This is a genomic window from Streptomyces sp. NPDC046977 (assembly GCF_040644455.1).
Taxonomy (GTDB): domain Bacteria; phylum Actinomycetota; class Actinomycetes; order Streptomycetales; family Streptomycetaceae; genus Actinacidiphila.
Genome location: NZ_JBEYWO010000016.1, coordinates 111,323 through 124,705 on the forward strand (window position 1 = coordinate 111,323; position 13,383 = coordinate 124,705).

General features: G+C 72.4%; 11 protein-coding genes. 8 read left to right on the forward strand and 3 right to left on the reverse strand.

From position 1 onward, the window contains the following. Positions 1 to 5 precede the first annotated feature (5 nt). Complete coding sequence (locus tag ABZ883_RS23315; RefSeq protein ID WP_360908995.1) at positions 6 to 1,283, reverse strand: ROK family transcriptional regulator; 1,278 nt, start codon at positions 1,281 to 1,283, stop codon at positions 6 to 8. A 138-nt stretch (positions 1,284 to 1,421) separates the two neighbouring features. Here ABZ883_RS23315 and ABZ883_RS23320 point away from each other — a divergent pair, with 138 nt between their 5' ends. From ABZ883_RS23320 to ABZ883_RS23345, 6 genes are all read left to right on the forward strand, one after another. Continuing rightward, the gene (locus ABZ883_RS23320) at positions 1,422 to 2,735 is read left to right on the forward strand and encodes a sugar ABC transporter substrate-binding protein (RefSeq protein WP_360908997.1); all 1,314 of its coding nucleotides are present in this window, start codon (positions 1,422 to 1,424) and stop codon (positions 2,733 to 2,735) included. 14 nt (positions 2,736 to 2,749) lie between these two features. Then, positions 2,750 to 3,760, forward strand: a complete 1,011-nt coding sequence (locus tag ABZ883_RS23325; protein WP_360908999.1) for a sugar ABC transporter permease — start codon at positions 2,750 to 2,752, stop codon at positions 3,758 to 3,760. Beyond that, the gene (locus ABZ883_RS23330) at positions 3,753 to 4,613 is read left to right on the forward strand and encodes a carbohydrate ABC transporter permease (protein WP_360909001.1); all 861 of its coding nucleotides are present in this window, start codon (positions 3,753 to 3,755) and stop codon (positions 4,611 to 4,613) included. The genes ABZ883_RS23325 and ABZ883_RS23330 overlap by 8 nt, the downstream gene beginning before the upstream one ends. A 41-nt stretch (positions 4,614 to 4,654) precedes the next feature. After that, complete coding sequence (locus ABZ883_RS23335; protein WP_360909003.1) at positions 4,655 to 6,013, forward strand: GH1 family beta-glucosidase; 1,359 nt, start codon at positions 4,655 to 4,657, stop codon at positions 6,011 to 6,013. Positions 6,014 to 6,087: 74 nt separating this feature from the next. Beyond that, positions 6,088 to 8,043, forward strand: a complete 1,956-nt coding sequence (locus ABZ883_RS23340) for an RICIN domain-containing protein (protein WP_360909005.1) — start codon at positions 6,088 to 6,090, stop codon at positions 8,041 to 8,043. Between the two features lie 174 nt (positions 8,044 to 8,217). Next, positions 8,218 to 8,805: an Imm21 family immunity protein gene (locus ABZ883_RS23345; protein WP_360909007.1), complete on the forward strand. Its 588-nt coding sequence runs from the start codon at positions 8,218 to 8,220 to the stop codon at positions 8,803 to 8,805. A gap of 99 nt (positions 8,806 to 8,904) precedes the next feature. Here ABZ883_RS23345 and alc read toward each other — a convergent pair whose 3' ends face one another. Then, positions 8,905 to 10,014: an allantoicase gene (gene alc / locus ABZ883_RS23350; protein WP_360909009.1), complete on the reverse strand. Its 1,110-nt coding sequence runs from the start codon at positions 10,012 to 10,014 to the stop codon at positions 8,905 to 8,907. After that, the gene (gene allB, locus ABZ883_RS23355; RefSeq protein ID WP_360909011.1) at positions 10,011 to 11,363 is read right to left on the reverse strand and encodes an allantoinase AllB; all 1,353 of its coding nucleotides are present in this window, start codon (positions 11,361 to 11,363) and stop codon (positions 10,011 to 10,013) included. The genes alc and allB overlap by 4 nt, the downstream gene beginning before the upstream one ends. Positions 11,364 to 11,652: 289 nt before the next feature. On the opposite strand from allB, the gene ABZ883_RS23360 reads away from it, so the two are divergent. Then, on the forward strand, positions 11,653 to 12,420 hold the full coding sequence (locus ABZ883_RS23360) for an IclR family transcriptional regulator (RefSeq protein WP_360909013.1): 768 nt from the start codon (positions 11,653 to 11,655) through the stop codon (positions 12,418 to 12,420). Positions 12,421 to 12,495: 75 nt separating this feature from the next. Further along, positions 12,496 to 13,377 (forward strand): LLM class F420-dependent oxidoreductase, encoded by an 882-nt coding sequence (locus ABZ883_RS23365; protein ID WP_360909015.1) that lies wholly within the window; start codon positions 12,496 to 12,498, stop codon positions 13,375 to 13,377. The last annotated feature ends 6 nt before the right edge of the window (positions 13,378 to 13,383 follow it).

Below are 13,383 nucleotides of genomic sequence, written 5' to 3' on the forward strand. Positions count from 1 at the left end.
CTGCTTCAGGCGGACGTCCCTGACAACGACCGGCCCGGACGATTCGGTTCCGCATGCTCCTCGGGCCGGGGGGCGGGGGCGGGCGCCCGGCCCCCGGCGTCGAGGAAGCGGGCGAGCGGCAGGGTGGCCGCGCCGACGGTGACCGCGTCGGGGCCGAGCAGCCCGAGCTCGATCGAGGTCTGGGCGCAGGGGTGGCGCAGCGCGTACGCGGCCGTGGCCTCGCGGACGGCGGGCAGCAGCCGGGGCCCGATCATCAGACCGGTCCAGCCGGCGAGCACGATCCGCTCGGGGTTGAAGAGGTTGACGAGGTCGGCGATGCCCGCGCCGAGGTACTCCGCGGTCTCGTCGAGCAGTTCCACCGCCGTGCGGTCGCCGGCCTCGGCCGCGGCGACGAGGGCGGCGATCGCCGTCTCCTCGCTGACCCCGGCCGGGGCGTCCGCGCCCCAGCGGTCGATGAGGGCCTCGGCGCCGACGTACGCCTCCAGGCAGCCGCGGGACCCGCAGCGGCAGAGGCGCCCGCCGACCTGGAGGGTCGTGTGGCCCCATTCGCCGGCGCTGCTGCTGGCCCCGCGGTAGGGCTTGCCCTCGGCGACGACGCAGGCGCCGACCCCGGAACCGAGCAGGGCGATCACGGCGCTGCGGGCGCCGCGGCCGGCGCCGAACCACAGCTCGGCCTGGCCGAGGGTCTTGGCGCCGTTGTCGATGTGGAGGGGGAGATCGGTGCCCTCGGCGAGCAGCGCGCCGAGCGGGACGGCGTCCCAGTCGATGGTCTGGCCGTGCACGACCGCGCCGGCGCCGCCGGTGCCCTGCTCGACGATGCCGGGCACGCCGATGCCGACGCCGAGTACGTGCGCGGGGTCGGCCTGGCTGTCCTCCAGGACCGCCGCGAGCCCTTCGAGGATCAGCCGCACGACCAGGGAGACGTCGTGGCCGCTGTCGGCCAGCGGCCGTTCGGTGGAGGAGAGTTCGGTCAGGGCGAGGTCGAAGAGGGTGACCCGGACGCCGGTCTCGCCGACGTCGACACCGATGACGAAGCCGTGCCGCGGAGCCACCTTGAGCATCACGCGCGGGCGGCCGCCGTCGGACTCCACCGAGCCGGCCTCCTCCACCACTCCGTCCCCGATGAGCTCGGCGACCACGTTGCTGATCGAGCCCGTACTGAGGCCGGTGTCCCTGGCCAACTCTTGACGGCTGAGCGGGCCTTCGAAGTAGAGGTGGCGCAGGATCGACGAACGGTTGCCCCGCCGCAGGTCACGGACGGTGCGCTTGCTTCGGTCTGCCATGGTGTTCCCTCCCCGGCTGAATCTATCGCTGCGCCAAGTCTTGACGCCAGGTTTTCTCAGACGTTAAATCACGCCTTGAATTAAGGCGTGACGCTCTTCATCTCCCGAAGTCATCACCCCCTGAGAGGGTCCCCGGTCATGCACATCATCCGTACGACGGCCGCCGCCGCAGTCGCGGCCGCGCTCATCGCCTCAGCCACCGCCTGCGGCGGCGGCTCCTCGACCGACAGCAGCGGCGGCGGTTCCAAGACGCTGACCTACTGGGCCAGCAACCAGGGCAGCAGCCTGGAGAACGACAAGGAAGTCCTGGAGCCCGAGCTCGCGAAGTTCGAGAAGCAGACCGGCATCAAGGTCAAGCTGGAGGTCGTCCCCTGGTCCGACCTCCTCAACCGGATCCTCGCCGCCGCCACTTCCGGTCAGGGCCCGGACGTGCTCAACATAGGCAACACCTGGTCGGCGTCGCTCCAGGCCACCAACGCGCTGATGCCGTTCGACGCCAAGGCGTTCGACGCCATCGGCGGCAAGGACCGCTTCGTCGACGCCGCGCTCGGCGCGACCGGCGCCGAGGGCAAGGACCCGGCCGCGGTCCCGCTGTACTCGCTGGCGTACGGGCTCTACTACAACAAGAAGATGTTCGCCGACGCCGGCATCGCCGCGCCGCCGGCCACCTGGGACGAGCTCGTCGCGGACGGCAAGAAGCTGACCAAGGGCGGCAAGTACGGCCTCGCGGTCGAGGGCGGCAACCTCTCGGAGAACGTCCACCACGCCTTCGTCTTCGGCAAGCAGCACGGCGCCGACTTCTTCGACGCCTCCGGCAAGCCGACCTTCACCACCCCCGAGGCGGTCGCGGCGGTCAAGCAGTACATCGACTTCATCGCCAACGACAAGATCGCCGCCCCCGGCAACGCCGAGTACGCGGCCAACCAGTCGGTCGCCGACTTCGCCACCGGCAAGGCCGGCATGCTGCTGTGGCAGGCCGCCGGGTCCTCGCTGAAGTCCCACGGCATGAAGCCCGAGGACTACGGCGTCGCCCAGGTGCCGTTCCAGACCAAGGGCGCCACCGGTGACACCGCCGTCAACTCGATGGTCGCCGGCATCAACCTCGCCGTCTTCAACAAGACCAAGAACGTCGACGGCGCCCTGAAGTTCGTGAAGTTCATGACCAGCGACGACGAGCAGAAGATCCTCAACGGGACCTACGGCTCGCTCCCGCCGGTCAAGGCGGCCCAGTCCGACGCGGCCTTCTCGACGCCGGACCTGAAGGTGCTCGCCGACGCGCTCGCCAACAGTGCCGCACCGCTCCCGCAGGTCGCCAACGAGAGCCAGTTCGAGACCACCGTCGGCACCGCGATGAAGGACCTCTTCGCCGCGGCCGCCGCCGGGCAGCCGGTCACCACCGACAGCGTCAAGGCCGCCCTCGAGAAGGCCCAGCAGCAGATGCCGGCCTCGTGAGCACGGAGCACCCCATGACCACCACCGTGCCGCCCGTACGGCACACCCCGAAGTCTCCTTCCTCCGGCGGCCGGCGGGCCGCCGGGGGAAGGCCCCGCCGGCGCCTGTTCGGGCTCTCCGCGCGGGTGCGTCGCGGCTCCCTGCCGTACGTGCTGCTGCTGCCCGCGCTCGCGCTGGAGCTGCTGATCCACCTGATCCCGATGGTCGTCGGCGTGGTGATGAGCTTCAAGGAGCTCACGCAGTTCTTCATCAGCGACTGGTCGGCCGCGCCCTGGAAGGGCCTGGGCAACTACCGTGTGGCGGTCGACTTCAGCGCGCCCGTCGGCAAGGACCTGCTCAACTCCTTCGTCGTCACGTGCGAGTTCACCCTGCTGGCCGTGGCGCTGTCCTGGCTGTTCGGCACCGCCGCCGCGATCCTCATGCAGGACACGTTCCGGGGCCGGGGGCTGCTGCGCGGGGTCTTCCTCGTCCCGTACGCGCTGCCGGTCTACGCGGCGGTGATCACCTGGTCGTTCATGTTCCAGCGCGACACCGGCATGATCAACCACGTCCTGCACGACCAGTTGCACCTCACCTCCGGCAAGCCCTTCTGGCTGATCGGCGACAACAGCTTCTGGGCGCTGGTCACCGTCTCCGTGTGGCGCCAGTGGCCGTTCGCCTTCCTGTGCCTGATGGCCGGACTGCAGAACATCCCGCGCGAGCTGTACGAGGCGGCGGCGATGGACGGCGCCGGGATCTGGCAGCAGATCCGCCGGATCACGCTGCCCTCGCTGCGGCCGGTGAACCTGGTGCTGGTGCTCGTGCTGTTCCTGTGGACGTTCAACGACTTCAACACGCCCTACGTGCTGTTCGGGCGGGCCGCGCCGGACGCGGCGGACCTGATCTCGATCCACATCTACCAGTCGTCCTTCGTGACCTGGAACTTCGGCTCCGGCTCGGCGATGTCCGTGCTCCTGCTGCTCTTCCTGCTCGTCGTGACGGCGCTCTACCTGCTCGTCACCTCCCTGAGGAGGCAGGATGACTGACATCCGCAGCCCCATGGCCTCGCCCCGCTCCTTCGTGTGGACGCGGCGCATCGTGCTGACGCTGCTGGCGGCCTTCGCACTGGCCCCCGTCTTCGTGATGGTGGTCTCGTCGCTGAAGCCCCTCCAGGACGTACAGGGGCCGTTCCGCTGGTTCCCGAGCGGCTTCACGCTGCGGCCGTACGCGGACATCTGGCACACCGTGCCGCTGGCCCGCTACTTCCTGAACTCGCTGATCGTCTCGGCGGGCGCCACCGTCGCCTCGGTCACGGTGGCGATCTTCGCGGCGTACGCGGTCAGCCGCTACCGCTTCGCGGGCCGGCGCTTCTTCACGGTGACGATCCTGTCCACCCAGATGTTCCCCGGCATCCTCTTCCTGCTGCCGCTCTTCCTGATCTTCGTCAACCTCGGGAACGCCACCGGCATCGCGCTGTACGGCAGCCGGGGCGGCCTGATCCTGACCTACCTCACCTTCTCGCTCCCCTTCTCCATCTGGATGCTGGCGGGCTACTTCGACTCGATCCCCCGGGACCTGGACGAGGCCGCCCTCGTCGACGGCAACGGCCCGCTCGGCGCGCTGTTCCGGGTCGTCGTCCCGGCCGCGGTGCCCGGCATCGTCGCGGTGTCCGTCTACGCCTTCATGACCGCGTGGGGCGAGGTCCTCTTCGCCTCGGTCATGACCAACGACACCACCCGCACCCTCGCCGTCGGCCTGCAGGGCTACGCCACGCAGACCGACGTGTACTGGAACCAGGTCATGGCCGCCTCGCTCGTGGTGAGCGTGCCCGTGGTCGCCGGGTTCCTGCTGCTGCAGCGCTACCTCGTCGCGGGCCTGACGGCCGGCGCCGTCAAGTGAGCGCCGGCCGCACCCCCGTTCCCCCCTCCGAAAGGCAGTCCGTGACATCCGACCTCAGTGCGCTCCCCGCCGGCTTCGTGTGGGGCGCCGCGACGGCCTCGTACCAGATCGAAGGCGCCGTGGCCGAGGACGGCCGCGCGCCCTCCATCTGGGACACCTTCTCCCGCACCCCCGGCAAGGTCGCCGGCGGCGACACCGGCGACACCGCCTGCGACCACTACCACCGCTGGCCCGAGGACATCGGCCTGATGCGGCGCCTGGGCCTCGACGCGTACCGCTTCTCCATCGCCTGGCCCCGGGTGATGCCCCAGGGCGGCGGCGAGGTCAACCCGGCGGGCCTGGCCTTCTACGACCGGCTCGTCGACGGGCTGCTGGAAGCGGGCATCACCCCCTTCCCGACGCTCTACCACTGGGACCTCCCGCAGGCGCAGCAGGACCGCGGCGGCTGGCCGGAGCGCGAGACCGCGCTGCGCTTCGCCGAGTACGCCTCGGTGGTGGCCGAGCGCCTCGGCGACCGCGTCACCCACTGGGCGACCCTCAACGAGCCGCTGTGCTCGGCCTGGATCGGGCACCTTCAGGGCGTGATGGCCCCGGGCCTCACCGACCTGACCGCCGCCGTGCGGGCCTCGTACCACCTGCACCTGGGCCACGGTCTGGCCGTGCAGGCGCTGCGCGCCGCCGTCCCGCACGCCCAGATCGGCATCGTCAACAACCTCAGCCCCTCCGAGCCCGCCTCCGACCGGCCCGAGGACGTCGCCGCCGCACTGCGCGCCGACGGCCACACCAACCGCTGGTGGCTCGACCCGATCCACGGCCGCGGCTACCCCGAGGACATGCTCAAGCTCTACGGGGTCGACCTGCCCGTCCACGACGGCGACATGGAGACCATCGCCGCTCCGCTGGACTGGCTGGGCCTCAACTACTACTTCCGCGAGATCGTCGCCGACGACCCCACCGGGCCGGTCCCGCACACCCGCGCCCTGCGCATCCCGGACGTCCGCCGCACCGCGATGGACTGGGAGGTGCACGCCGACGGCCTGGAGAAGCTGCTCATGCGGCTGACCGAGGAGTACGGCGCGCAGAAGATCTACGTCACGGAGAACGGCTCGGCGTACGAGGACCGTGTCGGCCCCGACGGCCAGGTCCACGACCCCGAGCGCACCGCCTACCTGGAGGAGCACCTGGCGGCCTGCGGGCGCGCGGTGCGCGCCGGCGCCCCGCTGGCCGGCTACTTCGCGTGGTCGCTGCTGGACAACTTCGAGTGGGCGTACGGCTACGCCAAGCGCTTCGGGCTCGTCCACGTCGACTACGAGACCCAGAAGCGCACCGTCAAGGGCAGCGGCAGCCGCTACGCCGACATCATCGCCGCCCACCGCAGCCGCGCCCGCAGCGCGGCCTGACCCCCCGGGGCGCCGCCGCGCCCGCCGATCTCCCTCGCACGCACCCCCATGTCCTTCCCCACAAGGAGCACGCGATGCGACAACACCCCCACATCAGAAGGGTGATCGCCGTCCTGGCGGCGGTCGCCGCGGCCTTCGCCGTGTTATCCGCGGCCGGCCCGAGCGCGGCGGCCGCCACCGCCGTGCAGGTCACCATGACCACCACCTCGGACGGCAGCACGGTCGTCAAGGGCCTCCAGGCCCAGGCCCCGACCGCCTTCGAGGCGGGCAACGGCAGCGGCGGGACGGTCGTCACGGTCGACCCCGCCGCCCGTTACCAGCCCTTCGAGGGCGGCGGGGCCTCCTTCACCGACAGCGCCGCGTGGCTGATGAACTCCTCCGGCGCCCTGTCGGCGGCCACCCGCGACGCCACCATGAGCAAGCTCTTCTCCCCCACCGACGGCATCGGGCTGGGCTTCCTGCGCAACCCCATGGGCGCCTCGGACATCGCCCGCAGCCACTACACGTACGACGACACCTGCTGCGACCTGGCCGACTTCTCCATAGCGAAGGACCTCGCCGACGTCCTGCCGCTCACCCAGCAGGCACGCCGGCTCAACCCGGACCTGAAGATCATGGCGGTGCCGTGGTCGGCGCCGGCGTGGATGAAGGACAACGGCAAGCTCACCCAGATGGGCAAGCTGAAGCCGGAGTTCTACGACATGTACGCGCAGTACTTCGTGAAGTACCTCCAGGCGTACGAGCAGCGCGGTGTCCACATCGACTACGTGTCCGTGCAGAACGAGCCGCAGTGCTGCGGCGCGAACAGCACGTACCCCACGATGGAGTGGACGGCGGCCACGCTGCTGGACTTCACCAGGAACCATCTCTTCCCCGCCTTCCGCTCCGCCGGGATCACCACCAGGACGCTGATCCACGACTGGAACCACGGCGACTGGAACACCACCGGCGCCGGCCAGCTCGCCGACGCCGCGTTGCGCGGCGACCCGCTGTTCGGAGGCGTGGCCTGGCACGGCTACACACCGACCCCGCCGAACTACGCCCTGGGCAGCACGATCCAGGGCCAGTACCCGGGCGTCCCGCAGTACGAGACCGAGCACTCCGGCGGCACCTGGGTGGGCGACCAGCAACTGGAGGACCTGCGCGACATCACCGGCTTCACCCGCAACTGGGCCCGCTCGTACGTGAAGTGGTCACTGGCGCTGGACCAGGCCAGAGGCCCGCACGCGGGCGGCTGCGACAGCTGCAGCGGGCTGATCACGGTGCACAACGGGGACGCGCGCAGCGGCCAGGTCGACTACACCGTCGAGTACTACACGATGGGGCAGCTGACGAAGTTCGTCCGGGCGGGCGCGGTGCGGATCGGCAGCAACGCCACGGACCCGGTGTGGAACACCGCGTTCGTCAACAGTGACGGGCAGCGGGTGCTGGTCACCCACAACTCCTCGTCGTCCACCCAGCAGGTCACCGTCCGCGAGAACGGGCAGCACTTCTCCTACAGCCTGCCGTCCCGTGCCACGACGACCTTCACCTGGTCCGGCGCGCCGACCGGCGACGGCGGCGGGGACGGGGACGGCATCAGCACCTCCGCCTGGTACCAGGTGACCGGCGCCGGCTCGGGCAAGTGCGTGGACGCCAAGGACCGCGGCACCGCCAACGGCACGGTCGTACAGCAGTGGAGCTGCGTCGCCGGGCAGACCAACCAGCAGTGGCAGTTCCGCGCGACCGACAGCGGCTACTACCGGGTGGTGAACCGCAACGCGGCCGCCACGGAGCAGGTCTGGGACGTGACGGGCGGTGCGTCCGCGACGGGCGACTCCGTACCGGTGCAGACCTGGCAGTGGTCCTCGGGCACGAACCAGCAGTGGAAGCCGGTGCGCCAGCCGGACGGCTCCTACGTGTTCACCGCCCGGCACAGCGCCAAGTGCCTGGACGTCGCCGCCGCCGCCGTCACCGACGGGGCCAGGATCCAGCAGTACACCTGCAACGGCACCACCGCCCAGTCCTTCCGGCTCACCCCGGTGGGCTGACCCGACCCGCGCGGCGCCGGCGTTCGAGGGAGACGCCGGCGCCGCGCGGCACCATGCCCTGAGCGGGCGGCCGAGCGGTACGCCACCCCGGGGCCCGGACCGGCCGCTCCGTGCGCCGGGCACGTCGCCCGGGCTCACGGCGGCGCTGTCAGTGGTGGTCGGCACACTTGTGCCATGTACGTGTTCCCACCCGACGCCGCCGCCGGGACCCGCCGCGTGCCGGAGTGGGTGGAGTCGACGGGCGGTCCGCTGATCGTCGTGCCCGTCTCCGCGCTGCCCGCCTGGGGCGGCTGCACGGAAGCGGGGATGGTCGTGGGCGACGGAGACGTCCCTGACGACTACGACCGGGCCTGCGCCGTGGACGGCCTGGCGGGGGTGATACCCGTCGGCCGGGACGGCGCCGTGGCGTTGGTCCTGGGGGACCAGCCCGCCACCACGCGTTACCTCCCGGCACACCGGACCTTCCTGCGTTGGCTCGGTGGCGGCTCCGAGGCCGAATTGACCGAGGCGGCCGAGGCCGTACTCGCGGATCCGGGCATCACGTGGGAGCAGTGCGGGACATGGGACACCGACGGGCCCGCGGTACTCATGGACTCGGCCGAGGCGGGCAGTCCGCAGGGCGTCGAACACCCCGGCGGCGACCTGCCCCGACAGGCCTGCGTCCCGCTGCCTCCCGGACGTTGGGCGGTCCGCGCCGTCGAGGTGGAGGCCGGCGACGGCACCTCGCTGGGCCTGGTGCGGCTGGTGCCCGCCAACCCCTGACGTGGCACGCCGACACGACCGACCGTCAGGTCGGGGCGGCCTCGGCGTATCTGCGGTGGGTCCCGAGATGGGCCGCCTCACGCCGACCCCGACGCCGCGTCAGGCCAGGGACTCCCAGCGACGGGCGAGCCGGGCCGCGCCCGCGTCCGTCAGGGAGCCCCACAGCCGCAGCCGCGCGACGCCGCCGTCCGGATAGGTCTCGATCCGCACATGGGTCGCGGCGGGCGCCACGACCAGGAACCGGTGGACGGTGTCGGGTTGCAGGGCGGTGCGGGGCAGGATCGTGAACCACTCGCCGCTGCCGCCGTCGCGGCCCAGCAGTGCCGCCCAGCCTGCGGCGTTGCCCTTGTAGTAGCCGGTGTCGATCTCGACGGCGCGGACGACGCCCTGTTCCGCGAGCCGGTAGCGGACCCAGTCGTGGCCCTGGTCGCGGCGGCGCCGGGTCTCCCAGCCGTCGCCCATGCGGCGGGACTTCCCCGGCAGGATCGGGTTGACCGGCGAGGAGTAGAAGCGGTCGGAGACGTCCTCGGGGGCGCCGCCGTTCTCCAGGGCGACCAGGTCGAAGGTGCCGAGCGCCGCCAGCCACGCGGGGTCGGGCACGATCTCGCCGTGGACGCGCAGCCGCGCGATGCCCCCGTCGGGGTACTGCCGGAGCCGCAGGTGGGTGAAGCGCCGCTCCACGGCCACCTCGAAGCCGTTGGCGGCGTGGCCGCCGACGGCCGTGCGCGGCACCAGTCCGGTCCACTCCACGCCGCCCGCGAGCAGGTCCTCGGGCGCGGCGGACAGCGGCGCGGAGGTGGCCTCGACGGAGACCTCCCGGGGGTGGTTGCCCCGGAAGTGGGCCGTGTCCACGACCAGGCCGCGGACGACGCCGGGCGCGGCGAGGCGGACCAGCGCCCAGTCGTGGTCGGCGTCGCCGGGGTGCGGGCTGTCGGCACCGCTGCCGCGCCGGCGGCGGGTCTCCCAGCCGTCCATGACCTGCCCCTTGTGGCCGAAGTGCTCGGGCCGGAACTCGGGGCGTTCGGGGACGAGCAGGTTCTCCCGCTCGGCGAAGAACTCGTCGTTGGCCGCGATGACGGCGGCTCCCAGGCGCCGGTCGGCAAGGTCGGGCAGCCCCGTGAACGGCAGGTCGGCGCCGCGGTAGTCGGCCCAGGGGTCCCCTCCGGGGTACGGCTGGGCGGCGCCGGTGTACCGGGGCACGGCGCTCACGCGTCCTCCCTCGTGATGAGGCGGCCGAAGGGGCCGCCGTCGCCCGCGACCGGTTCGCCGCGCAGCCAGGTGCCGCGGACGACCCCCTGGAGGGTACGGCCCGCGTAGGCGGTGACCGGGTTGCGGTGGTGGAGTGCGGCGGGGTCCACGGTGAAGCTCTCGTCGGGCGCCAGGACGGCGAAGTCGGCGTCGTAGCCGGGCGCGATCGCGCCCTTCGTGCTCAGGCCCGCGAGGCGCGCGGGGCCCTGTGCCATCCACCGCACCACGTCGCCGAGCGAGGCGCCACGCCTGCGGGCCTCGGTCCACAGCGCGGGCAGGCCGATCTGGAGGGAGGAGATGCCGCCCCAGGCCGCGCCGAAGTCGCCGGTGCCGAGGTGCTTGAGGTCGGCCGTGGACGGCGAGTGGTCGGAGACGACGCAGTCGACGACGCCGCCGAGCAGGCCCTGCCAGAGGGCGTCCCGGTTGGCCGCCTCGCGGATCGGCGGGCAGCACTTGAACTCGGTGGCGCCGTCGGGCACCTCCTCGGCGGTGAGCGTCAGATAGTGCGGGCAGCTCTCGGCCGTCAGGCGTACGCCTTCGTCGCGGGCTGCGGCGATCATGGGCAGTGCCTCCGCCGAGGACAGGTGGAGCACGTGCACCCGGCAGTCGTGGCGGCGGGCGAGCGCGATCAGGCCCTCGATCGCGGTGTTCTCGGCGGCGCGCGGGCGGGAGGCGAGGAAGCCGGCGTAGGCGCGGCCCGAGGGCGGCGGGGCGCCGTCGATGAGTACGGGGTCCTCGGCGTGCACGATCAGCAGCCCGTCGAAGCGGGCGATCTCGGCCATCGCCTCCGCCAGTTCCGCGGGCGCCAGGTGCGGGAACTCCTCGACCCCGGAGGGCAGCAGGAAGCACTTGAACCCGAAGACGCCGGCCTCGTGGAGCGGCCGCAGGTCCTTGACGTTGCCGGGGACGGCGCCGCCCCAGAAGCCGACGTCGGTGTGCACCCGGCCGCGCGCGGTGTCGCGCTTGAGGTCCAGGTGCGCGGTGGTGGTGGTCGGCGGCACGCTGTTGAGCGGCATGTCGATCAGCGTGGTGACGCCGCCCGCGGCGGCCGCGCGGGTCGCGGTCGCGAAGCCCTCCCACTCGCTGCGGCCGGGGTCGTTGATGTGCACGTGGGTGTCGACCAGGCCGGGAAGCAGCGCGTCGTGCCCCAGGTCGACCAGGCGGGCGCCCGGCGGGGGCGCGCTCCCGTACGGCAGGACGGCGGCGATCCTGCCGCCGGCCACGGCCACGTCGGCGGGGCGTTCGGCCTCGGGGGTGACGACCCGCGTGGAGCGCAGCACCAGGGCGGTCGCGACAGTGGCCTCGGGCACCCGTCCCCCTTCCCCTGGTTCCACCGGCGTCGCACGGGAATTCAACGTTCTGTTGAATCAGATCCTCCGCCCAGCCGTACGACCCGTCAAGACCCGGCCGGGTGCCCGGGACGGGCGGACGGCGCGCGGGCCGGCAACTTCCCGAGTAAGGTTGACGGATTCCGCACAACGGAATCCGGCTTCCATCGCGGCCGTCGCGTCGCTCCGCACAAGGACGCGGCCGACGACGATCACGGCCGCGAGACCGCCGGTAGGCTGCACCACCACATCGTCCGCCTGGGGAGGAACCGTGGCGTCAGACCGCGCCGGGGGCGTCCAGTCACTTGAACGCGCCTTCGACCTGCTCGAGCGGATGGCCGACGCGGGGGGCGAGGTCGGCCTCAGCGAGCTGGCCACCGGAAGCGGGCTGCCGCTGCCCACCATCCACCGCCTCATGCGGACCCTCGTCGACTGCGGCTACGTACGGCAGCAGCCCAACCGGCGCTACGCGCTGGGCCCCCGGCTGATCCGCCTCGGCGAGACCGCCTCCCGCCTGCTGGGCACCTGGGCCCGCCCCTGCCTCGCCGAACTGGTGGACGCGACCGGCGAGACCGCCAACATGGCCCTGCTCGACGGCGACGAGGTCGTCTACGTCGCCCAGGTCCCCTCGCGCCACTCCATGCGGATGTTCACCGAGGTCGGACGCCGGGTCCTGCCCCACTCCACCGGCGTCGGCAAGGCGCTGCTGGCCCAGGTCCCGCCCGAGGAGGTGCGCGCGCTGCTGGCCCGCACCGGCATGCCGGCCGCGACGGAGCGGACCATCACCGACCCGGACGCCTTCCTCGCCGAACTCGCGCACATCCGCGCGCAGGGCTACGCCGTGGACGACAACGAGCAGGAGATGGGCGTCCGCTGCCTCGCCGTCACCGTCCCCGGCTCCCCCACCGCCGCCGCCATCTCGGTCTCCGGACCGGCGGGCCGCGTCACCGACGCCGCCACCGAGAAGATCGTCCCCGTCCTCCAGGCCGCGGCCCGCTCCCTGTCCGCGGCCCTCGCCGGCACCGCGGACCCCGCGTGAGGGGTTGACCTGGAGTGCGCTCCAAGAACTAGCGTCGTCCGGGTCCGCGACAACGACCCGAGGCGGGGAGTGACCGTGCAACTGGGCCTGCATCTCACGAAGTTCGACCACCCGGAAGGACCCGCCGCGCTGGGCCCGGCGCTGGCGGAGGCCGGGGCCGCCGCGGAGGCCGCCGGGGTGGGGTGGCTGTCGGTGATGGACCACTACTTCCAGATGGAGCACAACGGCGGCGCCGAGGCGGCCATGCTGGAGTGCTACACGACCCTGGGCTATCTCGCCGCCCGCACCTCCTCCGTGCGGCTCGGCGTACTGGTCACGGGGACGACGTACCGGCACCCGGGGCTGCTGGCCAAGATCGCCACGACGCTCGACGTGCTGTCCGGCGGCCGGGCCACCCTGGGGCTGGGCGCCGCGTGGTACGAGCGCGAGCACCTGGGCCTGGGCGTGCCCTTCCCGACCCTCGCGGAGCGCTTCGAGCGCCTGGAGGAGACGCTGCGCGTGTGCCTCCAGATGTGGGACCAGGAGGACAACGGGCCGTTCGAGGGCAAGCACTACCGGCTCGCGGAGACCCGCTGCACCCCGGCGCCGGTCAGCGCCCCGCACCCCGAGGTCATGGTCGGCGGCGGCGGGGAGCGCAAGACGCTGCGGCTGGTGGCCCGTTACGCGGACGCGTGCAATCTGTTCAGCTCCTCGCACGACGACGTCGCGCACAAGCTGGACGTGCTCCGCCGGCACTGCGACGAGGCGGACCGGGACTACGACTCCGTCCGCAAGACGATGCTGTACGCCGGAAGCGCGTTGCGCGACGGGGACCTGGACACCTTCACCAAGGAGATGACCGGCTACGCCGCCCTCGGCATCGAGAGCGTGATCGTGATGCCGCCGGAGGCCGCGTCCGCGGCGTGGATCGAGAGCCGCTGCGCCGCCGCCGCGCGGCGGCTGGCCGAACTCGGCTGAGCCGGG

Coding starts and splice junctions, on each gene's coding strand:
- ABZ883_RS23315 (WP_360908995.1), bottom strand. CDS start 1,283: ATGGCAGACCGAAGCAAGCGCACCGTCCGTGACCTGCGGCGGGGCAAC.
- ABZ883_RS23320 (WP_360908997.1), top strand. CDS start 1,422: ATGCACATCATCCGTACGACGGCCGCCGCCGCAGTCGCGGCCGCGCTC.
- ABZ883_RS23325 (WP_360908999.1), top strand. CDS start 2,750: ATGACCACCACCGTGCCGCCCGTACGGCACACCCCGAAGTCTCCTTCC.
- ABZ883_RS23330 (WP_360909001.1), top strand. CDS start 3,753: ATGACTGACATCCGCAGCCCCATGGCCTCGCCCCGCTCCTTCGTGTGG.
- ABZ883_RS23340 (WP_360909005.1), top strand. CDS start 6,088: ATGCGACAACACCCCCACATCAGAAGGGTGATCGCCGTCCTGGCGGCG.
- ABZ883_RS23345 (WP_360909007.1), top strand. CDS start 8,218: ATGTACGTGTTCCCACCCGACGCCGCCGCCGGGACCCGCCGCGTGCCG.